Below are 19,102 nucleotides of genomic sequence, written 5' to 3'. Positions count from 1 at the left end.
TTCAGACATGAACTGGAGCCGGCCGCAGATTTCTTTCGCTGTCATATTGCCAAAGCTGAGCGCATCTGCGGCCTGCGGTGTGGGAAAATTCATGGAGTTTACCGCTATCTGTTTTTGCCACAAATGACAGAGTATCGGGCCATTATCAGTGGGGTGAATTGTCGGGATGGGCACTCGCAAATGCAGGGAGTTTCTCAAGTTGAGACACAACACTGCGAATTTTTGGCATAGGGCCTAAATCAACATCCCATCTATTTGCGTTATAAATTTGAGGCATCAGGCAAATGTCGGCCAATGTAACACTCTCTCCGTAGGAGTATGTTCCGTTTGGCATCAATTGTTCATATGCAAGCAGGCCTTTGGTAATAAAATGCTGCATCCATTGTTTGTTTTCGATTGCGCCTTGAGACGTTTGCACCGCAAATTTGGCGACGTTCAGGTTGCAGATCGGATGGATTTCCATGGCGATGGCATAGGCCAAAGCGCGCACTTTTGCCTTTTCCATTGGGGATTTGGGCAGGAGGCCCAAGTCACGCGTTTCATCCAGATATTCGATGATCGCAATGGATTGCGCCATCATTTGCCCATCAAGGTCTAACGTGGGAACCAAACCCTGGGGATTGCGCGTCAAATGGGTGTCGCTGCGATGGTCCGCATTCAGCAAGTCGACAATTTCTGTGTTCCATTGCATGTCTGCAAGGCCAAGCGCGATGCGCACACGGTAGCTCGCGGAAGACCGCCAGTAATCATACAGAGTTGTCATCGAGTATTTCCTTCATGAGGGTATTTAAGGCTTGGCTGAGAGAGGCAAACTGAGGCCCAAGCTGCGCGCGAAGTTTGTCTTGAAAGTCTTCGGCCAGCGGAACGAGATCTCTAACCAGCTGATAGCCTTCTTCTGTCAGGGAAAGTTGCAGCAACCTGCGGTCATTGGGATTGACGGCTTTTGTGAGATGCCCCGCAGCTTCTAGCCGAGACACGGCGCGGCTTACTTTGGATTTGTCCATTCCCACACGCCACTGAATGTCTCGTATGGATCGACTATCGGAGTAAGAAAGGTTCACCAACACACGCCATTCTGCCACCGTGATCGCGTATTTGTCGCGGTATCGATTGGCGAGATTCGCACTGAGCTGGGCGGTAATCACGGCAAATTGGTACGGCAGATATTGTTCCAGATCGAAATCCGGCAATGCTTGCGTCATGACCCCTCCAAAAAAACACAGTGTTCTTGAAATTTTGGCGCTAAATTGGTTACGTTTGCAACAAATATCTTGACTTCGTTTCATTTGCAACCAATTTTAAGCGCAAGACGTTGGCTGACTCGGCATGGCTGAGGTAGCAAAGGGTGAAGAGGAATATCATGACTGAAACTGCATTGATCAGGTCTGAAAACACGATGGGAACGACCCCCGGTTATATGCCCGGGTTTGGCAATGATTTTGAAACCGAGGCCCTACCGGGTGCTCTGCCGCAGGGCATGAACAGCCCTCAGAAATGCGCTTATGGTCTTTATGGTGAACAGCTCTCCGGCACCGCATTCACGGCACCCAGCCACCAGAATGAACGTACATGGTGCTATCGTATTCGTCCGTCGGTCAAACACGTTGGTCGCTTTGAAAAGATTGAAATGCCGGATTGGAAATCTGCACCACATGTTTTGGAAGATGTGACGTCTTTGGGGCAGTATCGCTGGAGCCCGATCCCGCATACCGGTGATAAGCTGACTTGGGTTACTGGCATGAAAACCATGACGACTGCGGGGGACGTTTACACGCAGGTTGGTATGGCGAGCCATGTGTATCTGGTCACCGAAAGCATGGAAGACGAGTATTTCTATTCCGCTGATTCAGAGCTTTTGGTGGTTCCTCAAGAAGGCCGTCTACGGTTCTGCACCGAGTTGGGTGTGATTGATCTGGAACCAAAAGAAATCGCCATCCTGCCGCGGGGTCTGGTTTATCGGGTTGAGGTGATTGATGGTCCGGCGCGCGGATTTGTATGCGAAAATTACGGACAGAAACTGGATCTGCCCGGCCGTGGGCCAATTGGTGCAAACGGCATGGCAAACCGCCGTGATTTCAAAACTCCGGTTGCTGCTTTTGAAGATCGTGAAGTCCGTTCGCGGGTTGTGATCAAATGGCAGGGTCAGTTCCACGAAACCTTTATTGACCATTCACCATTGGATGTGGTCGCATGGCACGGGAATTACGCGCCCTGTAAATATAATCTGCGTGATTATTGCCCGATCGGCGCGATCCTGTTTGATCACCCTGATCCTTCGATCTTTACCGTTTTGACAGCGCCATCTGGCGTGCCGGGTACGGCAAACATCGATTTTGTCCTGTTCCGTGAACGCTGGATGACAATGGAAGATACCTTCCGCCCACCATGGTACCACAAGAACGTTATGTCTGAACTGATGGGCAATATTTATGGCGAATATGATGCCAAACCAGGAGGCTTTGAGCCGGGGGCGATCAGCTTGCACAATATGATGCTGCCGCATGGCCCTGATAAACAGGCCTTTGACAAAGCAACCCACAGCAACCTTGGGCCTGAAAAGCTGGACAATACCATGTCCTTTATGTTCGAGACCCGCTTCCCGCAGCATCTGACGCAATTTGCGGCCCAAGAAGCGCCTCTACAAGATGACTATATTGATTGCTGGGACAGCCTCGAAAAGAACTTTGATGGCACCCCTGAAGGCAATTGGAAACGATAAGGAACACACATGACTTTGCTCAAAAGCTGGGTCGAGAGCGCGAACACCTCTGAGACCGATTTCCCCCTGAACAACTTGCCTTATGGTGTGTTTTCTACAGATGGCACCGCACGCTGTGGCGTTGCCATTGGCGATCAAATCCTTGATCTGACCGCGCTTGAAGCCGAGGGTGCATTGACATTGGAGGGTGGCGCATTGCTGCAATCCGGCGTCTGGAACGATGTTATGTCTGCCGGGCCAATAGTCTGGGCGGCGCTGCGCGATCAGCTGCAACAGGGTTTAACCGCAGGGGCCGCACAAGAGGCCGCCTTTGCCGCGCATCTGGTGGCACAGGCGGATGTGACTATGCATATGCCGTTCACTGTTGCGGAATACACGGACTTTTATGCAGGTAAAAACCACGCCATCAACGTTGGTTCAATGTTCCGCGATCCGGCAAACGCCCTGCCGCCAAATTGGTTGTCTATTCCAATTGGCTACAATGGTCGCGCCTCTTCTGTTGTGGTTTCGGGTACCGATGTTGTGCGTCCGAACGGCCAGTTGAAAGGCCCAAACGATGAGCTGCCGCGTTTTGCGGCCTGTGCCCGGTTTGATCTAGAGCTGGAAATGGGGGCCATTGTTGGCCAGCCTTCTGATGGCATGGTATCGGTGCAGCAGGCCGATGATATGATTTTTGGCTATGTGCTGCTGAACGATTGGTCCGCGCGTGATATTCAGGCCTGGGAATACCAGCCGCTTGGCCCGTTTCAGGCCAAAGCAACGGCGACTTCGATCAGCCCCTGGATTGTGACCAAAGCGGCCTTGGAGCCTTTCCGCACCTCTACCCCAGAGCGTGAACGCCCGCAGTTGGCGTATCTGACGGAACCCGGCCCGATGCTGTATGATATCGACCTTGAGGTTGGTCTGGCCCCAGACGGCCAGAACGAAAGCATCATCGCCCGCACGAATTACAACGAGATGTACTATTCTGCGGCACAGCAACTGTGCCACCACACCACATCTGGCTGTTCCATGCGCACCGGCGACCTGCTGGGGTCTGGCACGATTTCTGGTGCTGAAAAGGAAAATCGCGGCTCAATGCTGGAACTCAGCTGGGGCGGCAAAGAGCCGATGACGCTGGCCACCGGCGAAACGCGTTCGTTCCTTGAAGATGGCGACACATTGACCTTGCGGGGGGCCGCCAAAGGGGACGGCTATCGTGTCGGCTTTGGAGAATGTACGGGCACCGTTTTGCCTGCACCAGCCGTGCCTGACTGGGCCAAATAATCGCAGCACGCCCCGGCGTGAGCAGGGGCAGCCATAAGAAACACACGTAACTCGGAACGCGCTTTCCGAGAAGGAGAGAGTTATGTCTAAAGCCTTTGCCTCAGCTGGCGATATGGAAGAAAAAAACATCAGTTTTACCAAAGTAGGTGAGGGGCTTTATGCCTTTACCGCGGAAGGTGACCCAAACACTGGTGTTATCATTGGTGACGAAAGCGTCATGATCGTCGAAGCACAGGCGACCCCACGTCTGGCGCGTAAAGTGATTGAATGCGTACGTTCCGTTACAGATAAGCCGATCAGCCATGTGGTGTTGACCCACTATCACGCGGTGCGTGTTCTGGGGGCGTCGGCCTATGGTGCGGGTGAAATCATCATGTCTGATACCGCCCGATCAATGGTTGCTGAACGGGGCCAAGAAGATTGGGACTCTGAATTCGATCGTTTCCCGCGTTTGTTTCAGGGCCATGAAGAAATTCCCGGTCTGACCTGGCCGACCACCACCTTTAGCGACAGCCTGACTGTGTATCTGGGCAAGCGCCGCGTTGACATTATGCATCTGGGCCGCGCGCACACTGCAGGTGACGCTGTGGTTTGGGTTCCAGATCAAGAAGTTATGTTCACCGGCGACATCGTGGAATACCACTCTGCTTGCTATTGTGGCGACGGTCACTTTGGCGATTGGGCGGATACGCTGGCGAACATCGCGGCGTTTGAACCAAAATCCATTGCTCCGGGCCGCGGTGATGCGCTGGTGGGTGAAGACATGGTCGCAAAAGCGCTGGCCGCAACCGAAGATTTTGTCACCTCGACCTATAAGCCTGTTGAGCGTGTTGTTGCGCGCGGTGGCAGCCTGAAAGAAGCATGGGATGCGGTGCGTGAATCTTGCGATGAAAAGTTCAAAGACTATGCGATCTATGAGCACTGCCTGCCGTTCAATGTAGCACGTGCCTACGACGAAGCCCGTGGCATCGATACCCCACGTGTTTGGACCGCGCAGCGTGACAAAGATATGTGGAACGCTCTGCAGAACTAAGCACTTACGATTAGGGAGGACCTGCTATGTTTCAGGATCGCTATCCACTTGCGTTCAAACTGTACCCCTATGAACGGTCAGCGGACCAGGATCAGGATGCCGTGGTACGCCACCCCGTCGTTGTGATGGGGGGCGGCCCTGTGGGGTTGGGCATTGCGCTTGACCTTGGTCGCCAAGGCGTGCCGGTGGTTGTTTTGGATGACCACGAAGGCATTGGCATGGGCAGCCGCGCCATCTGTTTTGCCAAGCGAACGCTTGAAATCGCAGATCGATATGGCTGCGGGGATGTGATGGTCGACAAAGGGGTCGTCTGGAACATTGGTAAGGTCTTCCACGATGATCGCCAGGTCTTTGAATTCAACCTCTTACCCGAGGAGGGGCACAAGAACCCGGCGTTCATCAACCTGCAACAGCCCTATTTCGAACGCTTTTTGTTTGAACAAATTCAGGAAGAAATCAAAAAGGGTGCCCCCATCGACGTGCGCGGAAAGAACCGGGTTGAGGCGGTTGAAACCTTTGATGATCATGTCGCGCTGACCGTGCTGACGCCAGATGGCACCTACAGGCTTGAGGCGGATTGGCTGATTGGTTGCGATGGCGCCAGCTCGCCTTTGCGGGGCATGATGGGGCTTGAGTTTGATGGCCGGGTTTTTCAAGACAGTTTCTTGATCGCTGACATTCGCATGAAAGCGGAATACCCAACGGAACGCTGGTTCTGGTTTGAACCCCATTTCAAATCCGGGGCCTCTGCTTTGCTGCACAAACAGCCAGATGATGTCTGGCGTATCGATTTCCAGATCGGCTGGGATGTTGACCGCAAAGAAGAGATGAAAGAAGAAAACATCCGCAAGCGTCTGGATGCCATGCTGGGGGAGAAGATCGAGTATGACATGGTCTGGTCGTCGATCTACACTTTTCAATGCAAACGCATGGAAGAGTTTCGCCATGGGCGCGTGATCTTTGCCGGTGATAGTGCGCATCAGGTTTCACCCTTTGGGGCACGCGGTGCAAATTCTGGGATGCAAGATGTCGATAATCTGGGCTGGAAACTGGGGCTTGTTGTAAACGGGAAAGCGCCAGAAAGCCTGATCGACAGCTATTCTGAAGAACGGATCTATGGTGCGGATGAAAACATTCGGAATTCTACCCGCGCCACAGATTTTATTACGCCAAAGTCCAAGGTCAGCCATCAGTTCCGCAACGCGGTCTTGGATTTGTCGCAAGACTACGAATTTGCACGCCCTTTGGTGAATTCTGGCCGTCTGTCGATGCCATGCACCTATGATGGGCTCTCGTTGAATGGCGCGGATGTTTTAAACGGCCCGGCGCGTACGCGTGTTGGCAGCCCTTGTCCGGATGCGCCTATGAATGATGGGTTCCTTCTGGATCATCTGGGGGATGCGTTTATTTTGCTGGGCCTTAATCAAGATGTTCCGGAGATATTGGACGTTGATGGTATCCCTATCAAAGGCATGCGGATTGATACAAGCTCTGCCGCGCATGAGTTGTTGCGTGCGCGGTATTTGGGATCAGAACACTCTGGGGTCTATTTGATCCGTCCAGACCAGCACATCGCCGCGCGTTGGGAAACCTATGACCAAGCGCAAACCGTACACGCGTTGCGCAAAGCCTGCGGAAAGGATTGAGCCATGGGTGAATTGATTACAAAAGCCAATATCGCAGATGCGGATCAGTTCTATGAAGATTTGATCGAGGCCCACGCGGATTTGTCAGAGGATGAAAGTCAGGCGCTCAACTCGCGACTGATTTTAATCCTGGCCAATCATGTGGGGGATATGCATGTCTTGGCGCAGGCGCTTCACGCAGCGCGGGCTAAGGCCAGATAAGAGAAATACGGCCCGCTTTGCGCGGGCCATTTTGAATAGGTGGCTTGCCCAGCAGAGAGATCGAAAACAGCCCCCTTTATAAACGAGTTCTCGGCAGATGCGATCACAACACCATGCTTGCGATTTCTTCTACGGTCAAAAGCGCCCGCGCGGATTTTTTGCAGCATGAACTCTATGACCTCTTTAGACACCTGATCAAAAATGCGGGTTTTGGCCGCTGCAGGCGTGACGCAGTTCACAGTGATGTTTTTCTCGGTCAGTTCTTTGCCCATGGATTTGATCATCTCAATCGCCTTAGATCTGGAATAGGCGGATGCGTTCGGGTTCCCCTTTTTCCCTGCACCCACACCCGGAGGTGGGCCTGCGCAGATCAGATCGCCCGGTTCTAGGCGGGTAAATGCTGACATATAGCTGACGATGATTGCTGTATCAAAAATCATCGTGCAGGTTTGCATGCGTTGGCCGTTCACATCCAGCCAGCCGCCCAACATGTCGATCATGGCGTTGCTGTCCATTTCACGTTGACCAAAGCATTGGATACGTTCACGCCTTGTAGCGTTGTGCCGCCAATTCCTTCGCGCGACCCTCGTGAGGCACCTGCAGGCGCAATGGCGCGGCCCAAAGTCCCGTTTTTGAGTTGGACATCAACTTTCACAGTGGGGCGACTGCGGGAATCCCAGACGCGGCGACCGATGATGTCTGATATGACCGTCATGTTATATGTCCTTTAATCCAGCTTTTATACGTGCGCACGCGCTTTTGTTCGTTTACAGACAGGTATTCCACTGGGGATTTGCCTTCGACACGCGCCAACATCAGCGCGGCCAAAAGATGACAGCTGCGGCCTCTCCTTTAGGGTGCGCAACGTTTTCAAGCCGATCAAAACGGGCTTGCGGCCGCTGGGTTGCAGGCCGATAAGACCTTGATATATATATTGTAAAATCCTCATCTGGCATGGGGGGCAATGCCAGCCAACTGATTGATGCACAGGTTGCGATGGCCATTCTTTGTGGAGGCTTTGAAACCTCGAACGGCGCGCTTAGCGCCTTTGTGCAGAGGCGGGCTCCGTACGATCAGGGTTTGGCCTTTATCGGCTATGGCGATCCCTCGTCTTATTCCTGGGTTTCGAGCCGCATTTCCACAATTCACGTGCCGTTAGATGATCTGATCCAGTGCGCTATATACTTGGTCTGCAATATAGCAGAGGTGGCGACACAGTCCGCGTTGTCGTATCCAGCAAAGCTTATGTTGCGGGGGCCTTGAATTTATCAGCCCTCTAAATGCCGATGGCCCGCATTTGTTGTGACATTTGATGGAACGAGCCATTCACGTGCTGGGTAATTATTTCAAGCGCAGCCTTTGAATCATTTGCTTTGCATGCCGCAATTAAAAGCGCATGTTCTTCGATGATGGTCTGAATGCGTTGAGGGCTGATCCGCAGTCTAGAGGCGTGCACGCTTAATGCGGTCCGAAGGCGTTTCCATGTATCTGCTGCGGCATCATTATAATGATGCTTGCAGATGACATAGTGGAACTCGGTGTCGAGTTTACGGAACAAGTACAGATCATCCTTGGGTGCATCCAGAATTTTCTGATGTACTGCGTCGAGTTCCTCTAGCATTTCAGGCAAAGCATATTCTGCGAACCAGCTTACAAAGTACGGTTCCAGCAATTGCAGGACTTCAAAGATATTTTGAATGGTCAAAGCGTCCGCAGCGACGATGACTGCACCTTTGTTGTGGAGGATTTTGACAAAGCCTTCGCCCTGCATGCGGCGCAGCACTTCACGGATCGGGCTTGCGCTTTGACCATATTGCTTGGCTAACGCCGAGACTTTTAGCCGATCACCGCCTTTTAAGTTGCCTCTAGCAATATCCTCTAGGATGGCCTCGTACAGAGTTGTCTCTGCCTCAAGTGCTTTGCCGCCTGCTTGCATCGGTGTTCCTTAGTTTGTGGTGCGCCGCACCATTTTTTGCCCTCTATATAAGACAATTTCAATTGGAAACAGAATGGAAATATTCGTTTAGCGGTGTTGTTGTATTTTATATCTTGAATATAATCGACGATATTAAGATAATAATATTATGACCAACCCAAGAATGACGATTCGGAGCTCCTAATGTCGGACGATATGCACGTGCCTTCTGTCGGGGTATCTAACGTTACTGGGTTGTCTAAAGGCGCTGCGCGTGCCGTACGCATTGCAGATATCAGTACTTTTGTTGTGCGTGTTGGTGCGCGCAATCAGTTACTGGTTAAAGTGACAAGTGAAGACGGCCTGTTCGGTTGGGGAGAGAGCGGCATGTCCGGGCGAGAAAAGTCTGTGGCAGCGACAATTGCGCATTTTTCGACCTTTCTTATTGGTCAGGATTCACGCCAAATCGGTCGTATCTGGCAGGAATCCTATCGCAGCCAATATTTTGAAGGCGGCCGGGTTCTGACCGCTGCTATTTCTGCGATTGATATCGCCTTGCATGATTTGCTTGGCAAACGCCTTGGATTGCCGGTTTATCAACTGTTGGGCGGTCGGCAGCGCGATGAAGTTCCAAGCTTTGCCAGCTCGATGGCGAAAACCACCGAAGGCTTGTTGGCCGATATTCATACATTGGTTGATGCAGGCTGGTCTTGTGTGCGTACGTATCCGGGTAGCTTTGGTGAAGGTGACATATTTGATCCTTGGGCGTCGTTGTCCAAAACCGCAGCCGAATTGATTGCCATCCGCGAAGAGTTTGGCCCATCTCTGTGTCTGGGTGTGGACATGCACCACCGCTACACCGTGGCGGAGGCCGCAAGTTTTTGCGCAATGCTGCCAAAGGGTACGTTGAACTTTATCGAAGAACCTATTCGTTCTGAAACACCTGAGGCTTACGTCTCATTGCGTCGAATGACTGATATTCCCTTTGCGGTAGGCGAGGAGTTTTCGTCCAAATGGGAAGCTGCACGGTTTTTGGATGCGGGTGTGACGCAATTTATGCGCCTGGATATCTGCAATATCGGTGGGTTTACTGAGGCGATGAAAGTCGCCGCGATGAGTGAGCGACACTATGTCGATCTGATGCCGCATAACCCTTTGGGGCCAGTATGCACCGCTGCGACTGTACATATGTCGGCGGCAATACCAAACCTGAGTTGGCTTGAGAATCGACAAAGCCCTGTCGAGGCTCTTGGCTTCCATGACCACGAAATTTTCCCGGTACAAATTCAAACAAATGGCCCGGTTTATCTTGTTCCCGACGCTCCCGGATTGGGTGTTGAGGTTGATGAGACAAGGCTTGTTGATCAAACCGTTGAATACATTGAAGCGCCCCATCTTAAGCGCCCAGACGGATCCGTCACCAACTGGTAGGCCCGCGCCAAACCGTTCGGATGGAATCGAAAAGAGTTCGCAATTCCAGAATGATACGAGGATTGTGAACAGCTGCCACCTTTACGCTTGAGCGATGTCGACGCATGAAATGCGCTGATGCTGCACTGTTCACCGCATCCACGCTTTTTGTATGTGCAAGGTGAGCCCAAGAACAGGCCTGCCTTTTCTTTATTCTGGAATGATAGCACCCGGATGGGTGATCACTTTGGCGGCCAGATTGTGGCCGCGTTCTAACTGGGATTTTGAGGTCTCCCCCAAAACGTAAGACGCAAGATAACCCGCATTGAAGCTGTCGCCTGCTGCGGTGCTGTCGATCACGTGTGATACCTGTGTTAAGTTCTCTGCAACAGCGTGTTGAATGCCCAGATCCAGAGGCCCCTCGGCCCCCTGCTTCAAGGCACCATAGGTTACGCCAAGGGATTGCAAGCGCGCGACAACTTCGGCCTGAGTGCTTTCGGAAAATAGCTCCATTTCATCATCGACTGACGGGAGAGCAATGTCTGCTAGCTGCCAAAGCTGTGTGTTGATGTCTTGGGCGACTGCCTGATTTTCCCAAAGTTTTGGACGATAGTTGCTATCATAGGCGACTGTTCCACCGCCCGCCTTGAAGGTGTGGACAAAATCTATCAAGGCAGCGCGAATGTCAGGGGGCAGGATCGCCATCGTGATACCCGACAGATAAATCAGATCGAAACCTGCAAGAGTTTTAAAACTGATTTTATTCGGGGGTTGAAACAACGTGCGCGCAGCCGCATCAGAGCGCCAGTAGGTAAAGCTCCGTTCTCCGTCAGCGTCGGTATCCACTGCGTACAGACCGGGGATTTTATCTGTACGGATTTCTATACAAGAGGTGTCGATGTTGTAGTTATGCAAAGCCTCTTTGATCTTGGCAGAATAGGGGTCTGTTCCCAAAGCCGTGCAATAGGCAACGGTGTGTTTCTGCTGCAGCATCCGCTTTAAATAAACAGCTGTGTTATAGGTGTCGCCTGCAACGCCTAGGGTGATATTGCCATGGCGCCCATTCACCAGCTCGATCATGACTTCGCCAATACAGCAAATTTTGCTGATGGGTCGTTTGCCTGATAGCATTTACAGCTCTCCAAATGTTTCGCGCACCTGTTTCCAGGCGCTTTGCAGATGACAGCGCAGGGCTTCTTCGGCGGCGTCAGGGTCACGCATCAACACAGCTTCATAGATTTCTTTATGGGCTTCGAAATTGCGACGATTTCGATCAGGCAGACGGGGCATCTGCGACCAATGCGGTGCAAGCCATGTCGTATACGCCTTGTTGATCGCAGGCAATACAGGGTTGCGGGGAATGCCGTACAGGACTTGGTGAAAACCTATGTCGGTTTGGTAAAAGGCGTCACTGTCGTTGATTGCTGCCTCGTTGGCTTCAAGCGCTTGCTTTAGTGCAATCAAGTCGTCCTTGTTTGCATTTTTCGCAGCTTCCCGCACAAGGGCAGATTCAATGATAATCCGGGTATCAAACAAGTTGCGCACGCCGTCGGGCTCGTGCAGCAAATGTGTGACAATGCTTTCCAGCGCCTCGAAGGCGGCGTCGTAGCCGGGTTTTCGAACCACTGGGCGGTGGCGGGGTCGTGCTTCGATCAGGCCTTTGTTCGACAATGCGACCACAGCTTCGCGTACAACCGTTCGGCTGATGCCGAATTCTTCCATCAAGTTGCGTTCGGGGGGGAGGGGTTGGCCGTCTTCCAGTTCACCAGATTGAATTTTCTGCGCGAGTTTGCTTACCACGAGATCTGCGGCGCGCCCTTTGTCCTCTTGGCTTTGCAACTGCACATTCCTTTCGTTCGTCTGGCCCGCATTTGAATGCGGTTTATACAGTATCTATTCTAGGACCCTGCCAGAGTAAATTCTGGGTGGGCTGAATATCTTTATAGCCGCCCTAAAATCATATCAGCACAACGATCACCCATCATCATCGCCGGTGCTTGTGTGTTCCCGGCGTTAATATCTGGCATGGCCGAAAGATCGCACACCCGTAGATTGTTTACGCCCCGCACACGTAAACGTGGATCAAGAACGGCCATGGGGTCGCCGTCTTTGCCCATCTTAGCTGTGCCTGCTGGATGGTAGTTTGTTTTGACAAAACGACGACAATAGGCACGCAGGTCTTCATCGCTGCGACAGTTGGGGTCAGGCAGCATGACTTTGTCGACTTGCGCAGCAAGTGGGGCCGTGTCAAAGGCTTTTAAAAAGAACTTTTGCCCTTCGACCATCGTATCCATATCTGTCTTTTCTTTTAACAGATTCGGGGAAATAAGCGGCATGGCTTTAGGGTCGGCTGACGCGAGTCTTACAGTTCCACGTGATTTCGGTTTGACCACAACCGTTGTAACTGTCAGCCCGTATCCATCCTCGACCAGATGTTTGGTATCGCGGTCCACATACACGATAGGCACGCAGAACGCTTGGATGCTGGGTTCTGCGTTAGAGTTGGTGGGGTTCACAAAGGCCCCGGCTTCAACCCCCGCAGAGGTCACCGGCCCGCTGCCAAAGAGTTTGAATTGCAATCCATTCTTGAGCATCCGCCAGCCTTCGCCTTGTTTGTAGTAGCCTGCTTTGCCTTTCACCCGCGCTGTGATTGGCACCTCTGGGTGATCCACGAGGTTTTCACCAACGCCGGGAAGGTCAACTTTGCATTTGATCCCTATGTCGTTCAGATGATCTGCTGGCCCGACGCCCGATTGCATCAACAGTTTCGGCGTGATCAGCGAACCAGCTGACAGGATGACTTCACCGCGACAATGGGCGGTCTGCACTGTGCCGGATCTATCGTTAAAGCGCACACCAACTGCGGCTCCGTTTTCGATGATCAGCTCTTGCACTTCTGACTGGAGACGGACTGTTAGGTTTGGATTATTTTCGAGCGGTGCAATGTAGGCATAGGCAGATGAGGAGCGGCGGCCATGTCGGTTCATGAACTGATAAAATCCAACGCCTCTTTGTGTGGGCCCGTTGAAATCGGGCGAAAACGGTTCGCCTAACCCTTGAACGGCTTGCACAAATAAGCGTGACAGGCTGTCGACGTGACCAGGATCAGAGACCAGCAAGGGGCCACCTGTACCGTGCAGATCATTGTGAAGGCGGTTGTTGTCTTCCATGCGGTGAAAATGGGGTAAAACGGCCTGCCAGTCCCAATCGGGGCCATCATTGCTGCCGCGAAGCTCCTGATGCCATGCGTCATAATCTGACGGACGCCCTCGCATATAAACTTGCGCATTCACCGAAGATCCGCCTCCCAATACGTGACCTTGTGGAATGTCATGCACACGGCCGCCCAGGTGCGCTTGCTCTACTGTTTTATGATAGCGCATGAACTTTGTGCCATTGATCATCTTGAAGATGCCGGGAGGCATATCCAGCAATGGGTGTTTGTTGGAATAGCCTGCTTCTAACAAAAGAACTTTAAATCCCCCGTCAGCGACCAAGCGCCCAGCGACGACACACCCCGAGGCGCCCCCTCCGGCAACGATGTAATCATATTCTGTTGCCATTCGCCTTCCTCCAGATTGGCAATACAAGCGGTGTCTTGTGGATTTGAAACTATTTCGTATCGACCGGCTCACTTGATTTGAGGTCACTTCCCGCTGTGTGTCGAATGTTGTTGTTTGAATTATAGTCGCACCAAATTAAAAAAGAAGTACATCAAAAAATACAAAATTCCCGGATTTTAAAAATATACTTGACTAAATTGTCAATTTCAGAAAATTCTGTGGTTAGTTTGGTATGACCAAAGGAAGTTTCGTGAAACGTTTCGACATACAGTCCGGTGCCGTTTTTGGTGCAAAAATGTACATTGGTGGTCGTTGGACATCAGGCGCCTCAAACGAGGTTGTTGAGGTTGAGAACCCAGCCAACGAGCAAGTCATCGCGACAACGCCACTTGGTACAGAAGAGGACGCGGTGCATGCTGTTGACGCTGCGAAAATGGCACAAATTGCCTGGGCGAAGGTACCAGCCGTGCAACGCGGCCGTATTGTACGCAAGCTGGGCGAGTTGATTGCCGAGCGCAATGAAGAACTCGCCCGGTTGATTACGTCGGAACAAGGTAAGCCTTTGGATCAGGCCCGCGGTGAGGCGGGTGCAACGGCAGAGTTCTTGTTCCACGCAGCGGACAATGCGCGCCGTATTGAAGGCGATATTCTGGTTTCAGATAATCCAAACGAAGAAATTCATATCCGCCGCCACCCCTATGGCGTCGTGGTTGGCCTGACCGCGTGGAATTACCCAGCGGCTCTGGCCACCCGGAAACTGGGCCCGGCACTGGTTGCAGGCAATGGTTTTGTGCTCTTGGCACATGAAATCACACCTCTGTCTGGTCTGTATATCGCGTCGCTTGCAGAGCAGGTCGGGCTGCCTGCCGGGTTGTTTAACGTTATCACTGGGCGCGGTCCGGTGGTTGGGCAAGCGTTGGTTCAGCACCCTGACACTGCCATGATTACGATGACTGGCAGCAATCGTGCGGGTCGTGAAATCTTTAAGGCCGGGGCAGAGGGCATGAAAGTGCTGCGCCTGGAATTGGGCGGTAAGGCTCCCTTTATCGTGCTGGAAGATGCAAATATCGATAAAGCGGTCGAAGCTGCGATGGTCGCCCGTTACACAAATTGTGGGCAGATCTGTACATGCAACGAACGTATGTATCTGCACAAAGATATTGCTGATGAATTCCTCGAAAAATTTGTCGCAAAGTCCGCAGCTTTGAAGATCGGAGATCCGATGAAAGGCCCTGATATGGGGCCAAAAGTCAGTGGTCCAGAAGTCGATAAAGTTGCGTCCATTGTGAATGCGGCGATTGCCGAAGGCGCTGAGGTTCTTCTGGAGGGCGGACCTTTGAACGAGGGTGACTATGCCAAGGGGCATTGGATTGCCCCAACTGTGCTTGAGGTCAAAAACAACGCGTCTGTTGTTGTGCAAAATGAGGTGTTCGGGCCTGTGGTTCCGGCCATCCGTGTGGACGACTTTGATCACGCACTTGCGATGGCAAATGACACAAGGTTTGGACTCTCGGCTTATGTGTTCACCGAAAACCATCGCCGGATCATGCAGACCCCTTATGCGCTTAAGTTTGGTGAAATCTACGTCAACCGCGCAAATGGTGAGCAGGTTCATGCTTTCCACAACGGCTGGGCCCAATCCGGCCTTGGGGGTGAGGACGGCCAATATGGGTTTGACGGGTACCTGCGGAAGCAGAGCCTGTACCTAAACTGGGAATAACACCCAGATTTCATGCGGCTAGGAGGTTTGGGCCGCTTTCAAAACTTGGAGGAAGAACTATGAAACGTCGTATTTTGCTTGGGTCAGCCATCGCGCTGGGATTGGGCTTTAGCGCCGCTGTATCCACTGCGGATACTCCAGCATTGGCGCAGAAAGACAGCTATCGTGTGGGTTTCGCACAGATGGAATCCAATAACCCTTGGCGCATCGCCGAGACCAAATCGTTCCACGATACTGCAGAATCCTGTGGTTGGGATTTGATCGCCACAGATGCGGCGGGCTCTGCTGCGAAACAAGTTGCTGATGTGGATTCTATGATCGCACAGGGCATCGACGTTCTGTTCTTGCCTCCACGTGAAGAAAAGCCTTTGATCCCTGCGGTCATGAAAGCAAAAGCGGCTGGCATTCCAACCTTCCTCGTTGACCGTTCTGTTGACCCGAATGTCGCACAGGCCGGTGAGCATTTTGTGGCTTTCCTTGGTTCCGACTTTATCGAACAAGGTGAGCGCGCAGCGGAATGGCTGATCGCGAATTTCCCAGAAGACAAGGGCATCATTGTCGAGCTTGAAGGCACCACAGGGTCCTCCCCAGCAAATGACCGCAAGAAAGGTTTTGATGATCGCATTCTGCAAGATGATCGCTTTGAGATTGTTGCATCCCAAACCGGTGACTTTGCGCGGGATCTAGGGCGCCAAGTTATGGAGACACTGCTTCAGGCGCATCCAGATGTGAACGTGGTCTATGCTCATAACGACGAAATGGCGATTGGTGCAATCCAAGCGCTGGAACTGGCGGGCCGTAAACCTGGTGAAGATATCACCATCGTCTCTATCGACGGAACACGTGATGCGCTGCAGGCGATCATTGACGGAAAAATGGGTGTAACTGTTGAAAGTTCGCCTTTCTTTGGTCCTCTCGCGTGTGACGTCATGAAGAAATACGCTGCTGGCGAAGAAATCCCAGGTTGGGTCAAGGTCGAAGACCGTGTGTTCACCCTCGACAATGCCGCTGATCATATTGACGAAGCGTATTGATTTCTCCCCAAGCTGGAGGGGCCCTAGTGGCCCTTTCGGCACATAAAACATGAAAGGCGAACAGGTAATGCAACACCTGATCGAAATGAGTGGGATTAAGAAATCATTTGCTGGCGTCGTGGCATTGCAAAACGCAAGCCTACACATCGAACCCGGAGAGGTTCATGCCATTATCGGGCAAAATGGGGCCGGAAAATCGACACTCATCAAAATCCTGACTGGCGTCTATCGGCGAGATGCAGGTGAGGTGAAAATCAACGGAAATCCCTCAACAGTTTCCACACCGCGAGAGGCACAAGATGCTGGAATCGCGACTATATACCAAGAGCTTAGCTTGGTGCCGCTGCGCAGTGTGACGGAAAATGTCATGATGGGCTATGAGCCACGCACGCGGCTAGGAACCATCGACTGGAAGACCGCGCACGCTCGGACACGTGAAATTTTAGAGCGCTTTGGTATTCATATTGATGTCAGGGCACAGCTTGGCTCTTACTCGACTGCGATTCAGCAGTTGGTGGCAATCGCCCGTGCTGTTTCGTTGAATGCGCAATTGGTGATCATGGACGAAGCGACCTCGTCTTTGGACGATCAAGAGATCGAAATCTTGTTTGGTGTGGTGCGCGAGCTGAAAAAAGAAGGCGTTGCTGTTCTTTATATTTCGCACTTTCTTGATGAGCTGTATCAAATCTGCGATCGCGTTACGATTATGCGTGATGGCCAGACCGTGGGCCAGCGCGTGATTGCTGAAACAACCAAACTTGGCTTGATTTCAGAAATGCTGGGCCGTGATCCCGAAGAGATCGAGGCTGCGGGCATGACGGGTCTTGGTGGTGAAACGACAGAGCCTGGTAGACCTCTTTTCGAAGCCAAAGACATATCGACCAAACGTGGGCTTAAGAGTGTGTCTTTGACATTGCGCGAAGGCGAAATTGTTGGGCTTGGCGGATTGCTTGGGTCTGGGCGTACAGAAACCGCGCGCGCATTGTTTGGAATGGATACTTTGCGATCTGGGGGGATCCAGAACCACGTGGTTGGGGGAAATATTCGTACGCCCGCCGAAGCGATTTCTGCCGGTATTGGTTTCTTGACCGAAGACCGTAAACGAGAAGGCATCGTGCCGCATATGTCGGTGCGCGAAAACATGACTTTAGCTTTGTTGCCAAAGCTTAAAAAAATGGGCCGCGTTGATCGCAAACGCGAGACCGAGTTGGTTGAGCGTTTCATCACATCGCTTGGGATCAAAACCTCGGGGATGGAGCAACCGATCCGAGAGCTTTCAGGTGGGAACCAGCAAAAGGTATTATTGGCGCGCTGGCTCGCATTAGAGCCGGATGTCCTGATCCTTGATGAACCTACGCGCGGTGTCGATGTCGGTGCGAAATTCGAAATTCAATCGATCATCCGTGAATACGTCGACAAGGGTTTGGGTGTGGTTTTGATCAGTTCAGAATTCGAAGAGCTGGTCGAAGGAGCGGATCGTATCATCGTGCTGCGGGATGGGTATTCGATCACAGAACTCGAAAACCCTGGCATCACCGAAGAAAGTTTAATCGCAGCGATTGCGCATCATCATGACGAGGGGGCGAGGGGATGACTATGCAGAATAAACCTGTCACCTCCGCGTCAGAACCGACCGCCTTTAAATTCGAGTGGAGCATGATTTCGCGGCACGGTGGTGTTGTCGCGTTAATCGCGATCCTTTTGTTCAACATACTGATTACACCAAATTTTCTGCATCCGCAGACCCTGTTCGTAAATATCAGTCAAGTTGCAACGATTGCGATTGTAGCGGTCGGAATGACGTTGGTGATCGCCACAGGCGGTATCGATCTAAGTGTGGGTGCTATCATGGCGCTATCCGGCGCTCTTGCGCCGTTGATTTTCACGTCTCCATTTGCAGAGGCAAACCCAGAGTTGGGTCTAGCGCTGTCTATTGTTGTTCCAATCCTCGTGGCTTTGGCGTGCGGGGTGTTTAACGGTGCTTTGGTCAGTTTACTGAACGTGCAGCCTATCGTGGCCACATTGATTTTCTTTATCTCTGGCCGTGGCATCGCGCTGGTGCTGACGAACGGCAACCTTCAGACCTTTACCAACCCCGCGTTCAGCTATCTGGGCACGGGTAAAATACTGGGTTTTCCATTTCAGGGATATCTGGTTTTGATTATTGCAGCCTGCGTTTGGTGGGTGATGGCCTTTACAGTCTTTGGTCGCCAATTGTTGGCCGTAGGTGGCAATGAACGCGCGGCAGAGCTGTCAGGCGTCCCGGTCAAACGCGTCAAAATCGGGGCTTATGTCATATGCGCAGGTCTGTCTGGTTTGGCGGGTTTGATTGTTGTGGCGATCAATTCAGCCTCGGATGCGGCCCGGATTGGCAACCTGATGGAACTTGACGCAATCGCTGCGGCCGTTGTCGGTGGTACGCTATTGCAAGGCGGCAGAGCCCCAATCTTTGGGGCTATCTTAGGTGCCGTGATCATCCAACTTGTGAAATACACACTGCTGGCCAATGGGGTCGCGGACGAAGTCGCGTTGATCGCAAAGGCAGGCATCATCGTGCTGGCGGTCTACGTCCAGCAAGCTCGGAAGGAGTGAGTT

Annotated in this window: 18 protein-coding genes; 10 read left to right on the top strand and 8 right to left on the bottom strand. The window is 52.3% G+C overall.

Translation table 11 applies throughout. The features are described from left to right. Positions 1-145 precede the first annotated feature (145 nt). Both maiA and BLP79_RS07270 read right to left on the bottom strand, forming a co-directional pair. Positions 146-763: a maleylacetoacetate isomerase gene (gene maiA / locus BLP79_RS07275; RefSeq protein ID WP_090217722.1), complete on the bottom strand. Its 618-nt coding sequence runs from the start codon at positions 761-763 to the stop codon at positions 146-148. Beyond that, on the bottom strand, positions 747-1,202 hold the full coding sequence (locus tag BLP79_RS07270; protein WP_090217720.1) for a MarR family winged helix-turn-helix transcriptional regulator: 456 nt from the start codon (positions 1,200-1,202) through the stop codon (positions 747-749). The genes maiA and BLP79_RS07270 overlap by 17 nt, the downstream gene beginning before the upstream one ends. 158 nt (positions 1,203-1,360) lie before the next feature. Here BLP79_RS07270 and hmgA point away from each other — a divergent pair, with 158 nt between their 5' ends. The 5 genes from hmgA to BLP79_RS07245 all read left to right on the top strand — a co-directional run bounded on the left by hmgA (position 1,361) and on the right by BLP79_RS07245 (position 6,865). Next, positions 1,361-2,719, top strand: coding sequence for a homogentisate 1,2-dioxygenase (gene hmgA, locus BLP79_RS07265; protein WP_090217718.1), 1,359 nt, complete (start codon positions 1,361-1,363; stop codon positions 2,717-2,719). A gap of 9 nt (positions 2,720-2,728) precedes the next feature. Beyond that, on the top strand, positions 2,729-3,985 hold the full coding sequence (gene fahA, locus BLP79_RS07260) for a fumarylacetoacetase (RefSeq protein WP_090217717.1): 1,257 nt from the start codon (positions 2,729-2,731) through the stop codon (positions 3,983-3,985). Positions 3,986-4,067: 82 nt separating this feature from the next. Then, positions 4,068-5,018, top strand: coding sequence for an MBL fold metallo-hydrolase (locus tag BLP79_RS07255; RefSeq protein ID WP_090217715.1), 951 nt, complete (start codon positions 4,068-4,070; stop codon positions 5,016-5,018). A gap of 26 nt (positions 5,019-5,044) precedes the next feature. Next, positions 5,045-6,664 (top strand): FAD-dependent oxidoreductase, encoded by a 1,620-nt coding sequence (locus BLP79_RS07250; protein ID WP_090217714.1) that lies wholly within the window; start codon positions 5,045-5,047, stop codon positions 6,662-6,664. Positions 6,665-6,667: 3 nt separating this feature from the next. Continuing rightward, entirely contained in the window at positions 6,668-6,865 is a 198-nt protein-coding gene (locus BLP79_RS07245; protein WP_090217712.1) for a DUF2783 domain-containing protein, read from the top strand. Here the strand turns inward: BLP79_RS07245 and BLP79_RS07240 are convergent. The 3 genes from BLP79_RS07240 to BLP79_RS07225 form a co-directional block, all read right to left on the bottom strand. Further along, positions 6,838-7,365 carry an SDR family oxidoreductase gene (locus BLP79_RS07240; protein WP_157843964.1) on the bottom strand — a complete coding sequence of 176 codons (528 nt, stop codon included), beginning with the start codon at positions 7,363-7,365 and terminating at the stop codon, positions 6,838-6,840. The two genes, BLP79_RS07245 and BLP79_RS07240, sit on opposite strands and share 28 nt — an antisense overlap. Then, complete coding sequence (locus tag BLP79_RS07235) at positions 7,362-7,580, bottom strand: hypothetical protein (protein ID WP_090217709.1); 219 nt, start codon at positions 7,578-7,580, stop codon at positions 7,362-7,364. The genes BLP79_RS07240 and BLP79_RS07235 overlap by 4 nt, the downstream gene beginning before the upstream one ends. A 561-nt stretch (positions 7,581-8,141) precedes the next feature. Continuing rightward, positions 8,142-8,801 (bottom strand): GntR family transcriptional regulator, encoded by a 660-nt coding sequence (locus BLP79_RS07225; protein WP_090217706.1) that lies wholly within the window; start codon positions 8,799-8,801, stop codon positions 8,142-8,144. Between the two features lie 183 nt (positions 8,802-8,984). Between BLP79_RS07225 and BLP79_RS07220 the strand changes: the two genes are divergently transcribed. After that, on the top strand, positions 8,985-10,211 hold the full coding sequence (locus tag BLP79_RS07220; RefSeq protein WP_232716384.1) for a mandelate racemase/muconate lactonizing enzyme family protein: 1,227 nt from the start codon (positions 8,985-8,987) through the stop codon (positions 10,209-10,211). A 189-nt stretch (positions 10,212-10,400) separates the two neighbouring features. Here BLP79_RS07220 and BLP79_RS07215 read toward each other — a convergent pair whose 3' ends face one another. The 3 genes from BLP79_RS07215 to BLP79_RS07205 all read right to left on the bottom strand — a co-directional run bounded on the left by BLP79_RS07215 (position 10,401) and on the right by BLP79_RS07205 (position 13,753). Beyond that, the gene (locus BLP79_RS07215; RefSeq protein WP_232716383.1) at positions 10,401-11,321 is read right to left on the bottom strand and encodes a sugar kinase; all 921 of its coding nucleotides are present in this window, start codon (positions 11,319-11,321) and stop codon (positions 10,401-10,403) included. Beyond that, on the bottom strand, positions 11,322-12,029 hold the full coding sequence (locus BLP79_RS07210) for a FadR/GntR family transcriptional regulator (protein WP_232716381.1): 708 nt from the start codon (positions 12,027-12,029) through the stop codon (positions 11,322-11,324). 101 nt (positions 12,030-12,130) lie between these two features. After that, positions 12,131-13,753 carry a GMC family oxidoreductase gene (locus tag BLP79_RS07205; RefSeq protein WP_090217703.1) on the bottom strand — a complete coding sequence of 541 codons (1,623 nt, stop codon included), beginning with the start codon at positions 13,751-13,753 and terminating at the stop codon, positions 12,131-12,133. A gap of 250 nt (positions 13,754-14,003) precedes the next feature. On the opposite strand from BLP79_RS07205, the gene BLP79_RS07200 reads away from it, so the two are divergent. The 4 genes from BLP79_RS07200 (at position 14,004) to BLP79_RS07185 (ending at position 19,099) form a co-directional block, all read left to right on the top strand. Further along, positions 14,004-15,473, top strand: a complete 1,470-nt coding sequence (locus BLP79_RS07200) for an aldehyde dehydrogenase family protein (RefSeq protein ID WP_211477623.1) — start codon at positions 14,004-14,006, stop codon at positions 15,471-15,473. Between the two features lie 59 nt (positions 15,474-15,532). Then, positions 15,533-16,507: an ABC transporter substrate-binding protein gene (locus tag BLP79_RS07195; RefSeq protein ID WP_090217702.1), complete on the top strand. Its 975-nt coding sequence runs from the start codon at positions 15,533-15,535 to the stop codon at positions 16,505-16,507. A 67-nt stretch (positions 16,508-16,574) separates the two neighbouring features. Next, positions 16,575-18,101 carry a sugar ABC transporter ATP-binding protein gene (locus tag BLP79_RS07190; RefSeq protein WP_232716379.1) on the top strand — a complete coding sequence of 509 codons (1,527 nt, stop codon included), beginning with the start codon at positions 16,575-16,577 and terminating at the stop codon, positions 18,099-18,101. A gap of 2 nt (positions 18,102-18,103) precedes the next feature. After that, complete coding sequence (locus tag BLP79_RS07185) at positions 18,104-19,099, top strand: ABC transporter permease (RefSeq protein WP_211477622.1); 996 nt, start codon at positions 18,104-18,106, stop codon at positions 19,097-19,099. Positions 19,100-19,102 lie beyond the last annotated feature (3 nt).

This window comes from Epibacterium ulvae (assembly GCF_900102795.1).
Classification (GTDB): Bacteria; Pseudomonadota; Alphaproteobacteria; order Rhodobacterales; family Rhodobacteraceae; genus Epibacterium; species Epibacterium ulvae.
Note: the sequence above shows the minus strand (reverse complement) of the source record. Positions and strands in the feature narration are given on the sequence as shown.

What these genes read in the sequence shown, in the direction of transcription:
- maiA (WP_090217722.1), bottom strand. Translation starts at nt 763, where the DNA reads ATGACAACTCTGTATGATTACTGGCGGTCTTCCGCGAGCTACCGTGTG.
- BLP79_RS07270 (WP_090217720.1), bottom strand. Translation starts at nt 1,202, where the DNA reads ATGACGCAAGCATTGCCGGATTTCGATCTGGAACAATATCTGCCGTAC.
- hmgA (WP_090217718.1), top strand. Translation starts at nt 1,361, where the DNA reads ATGACTGAAACTGCATTGATCAGGTCTGAAAACACGATGGGAACGACC.
- fahA (WP_090217717.1), top strand. Translation starts at nt 2,729, where the DNA reads ATGACTTTGCTCAAAAGCTGGGTCGAGAGCGCGAACACCTCTGAGACC.
- BLP79_RS07255 (WP_090217715.1), top strand. Translation starts at nt 4,068, where the DNA reads ATGTCTAAAGCCTTTGCCTCAGCTGGCGATATGGAAGAAAAAAACATC.
- BLP79_RS07250 (WP_090217714.1), top strand. Translation starts at nt 5,045, where the DNA reads ATGTTTCAGGATCGCTATCCACTTGCGTTCAAACTGTACCCCTATGAA.
- BLP79_RS07245 (WP_090217712.1), top strand. Translation starts at nt 6,668, where the DNA reads ATGGGTGAATTGATTACAAAAGCCAATATCGCAGATGCGGATCAGTTC.
- BLP79_RS07240 (WP_157843964.1), bottom strand. Translation starts at nt 7,365, where the DNA reads ATGATCGACATGTTGGGCGGCTGGCTGGATGTGAACGGCCAACGCATG.
- BLP79_RS07235 (WP_090217709.1), bottom strand. Translation starts at nt 7,580, where the DNA reads ATGACGGTCATATCAGACATCATCGGTCGCCGCGTCTGGGATTCCCGC.
- BLP79_RS07225 (WP_090217706.1), bottom strand. Translation starts at nt 8,801, where the DNA reads ATGCAAGCAGGCGGCAAAGCACTTGAGGCAGAGACAACTCTGTACGAG.
- BLP79_RS07220 (WP_232716384.1), top strand. Translation starts at nt 8,985, where the DNA reads ATGTCGGACGATATGCACGTGCCTTCTGTCGGGGTATCTAACGTTACT.
- BLP79_RS07215 (WP_232716383.1), bottom strand. Translation starts at nt 11,321, where the DNA reads ATGCTATCAGGCAAACGACCCATCAGCAAAATTTGCTGTATTGGCGAA.
- BLP79_RS07205 (WP_090217703.1), bottom strand. Translation starts at nt 13,753, where the DNA reads ATGGCAACAGAATATGATTACATCGTTGCCGGAGGGGGCGCCTCGGGG.
- BLP79_RS07195 (WP_090217702.1), top strand. Translation starts at nt 15,533, where the DNA reads ATGAAACGTCGTATTTTGCTTGGGTCAGCCATCGCGCTGGGATTGGGC.
- BLP79_RS07190 (WP_232716379.1), top strand. Translation starts at nt 16,575, where the DNA reads ATGCAACACCTGATCGAAATGAGTGGGATTAAGAAATCATTTGCTGGC.
- BLP79_RS07185 (WP_211477622.1), top strand. Translation starts at nt 18,104, where the DNA reads ATGCAGAATAAACCTGTCACCTCCGCGTCAGAACCGACCGCCTTTAAA.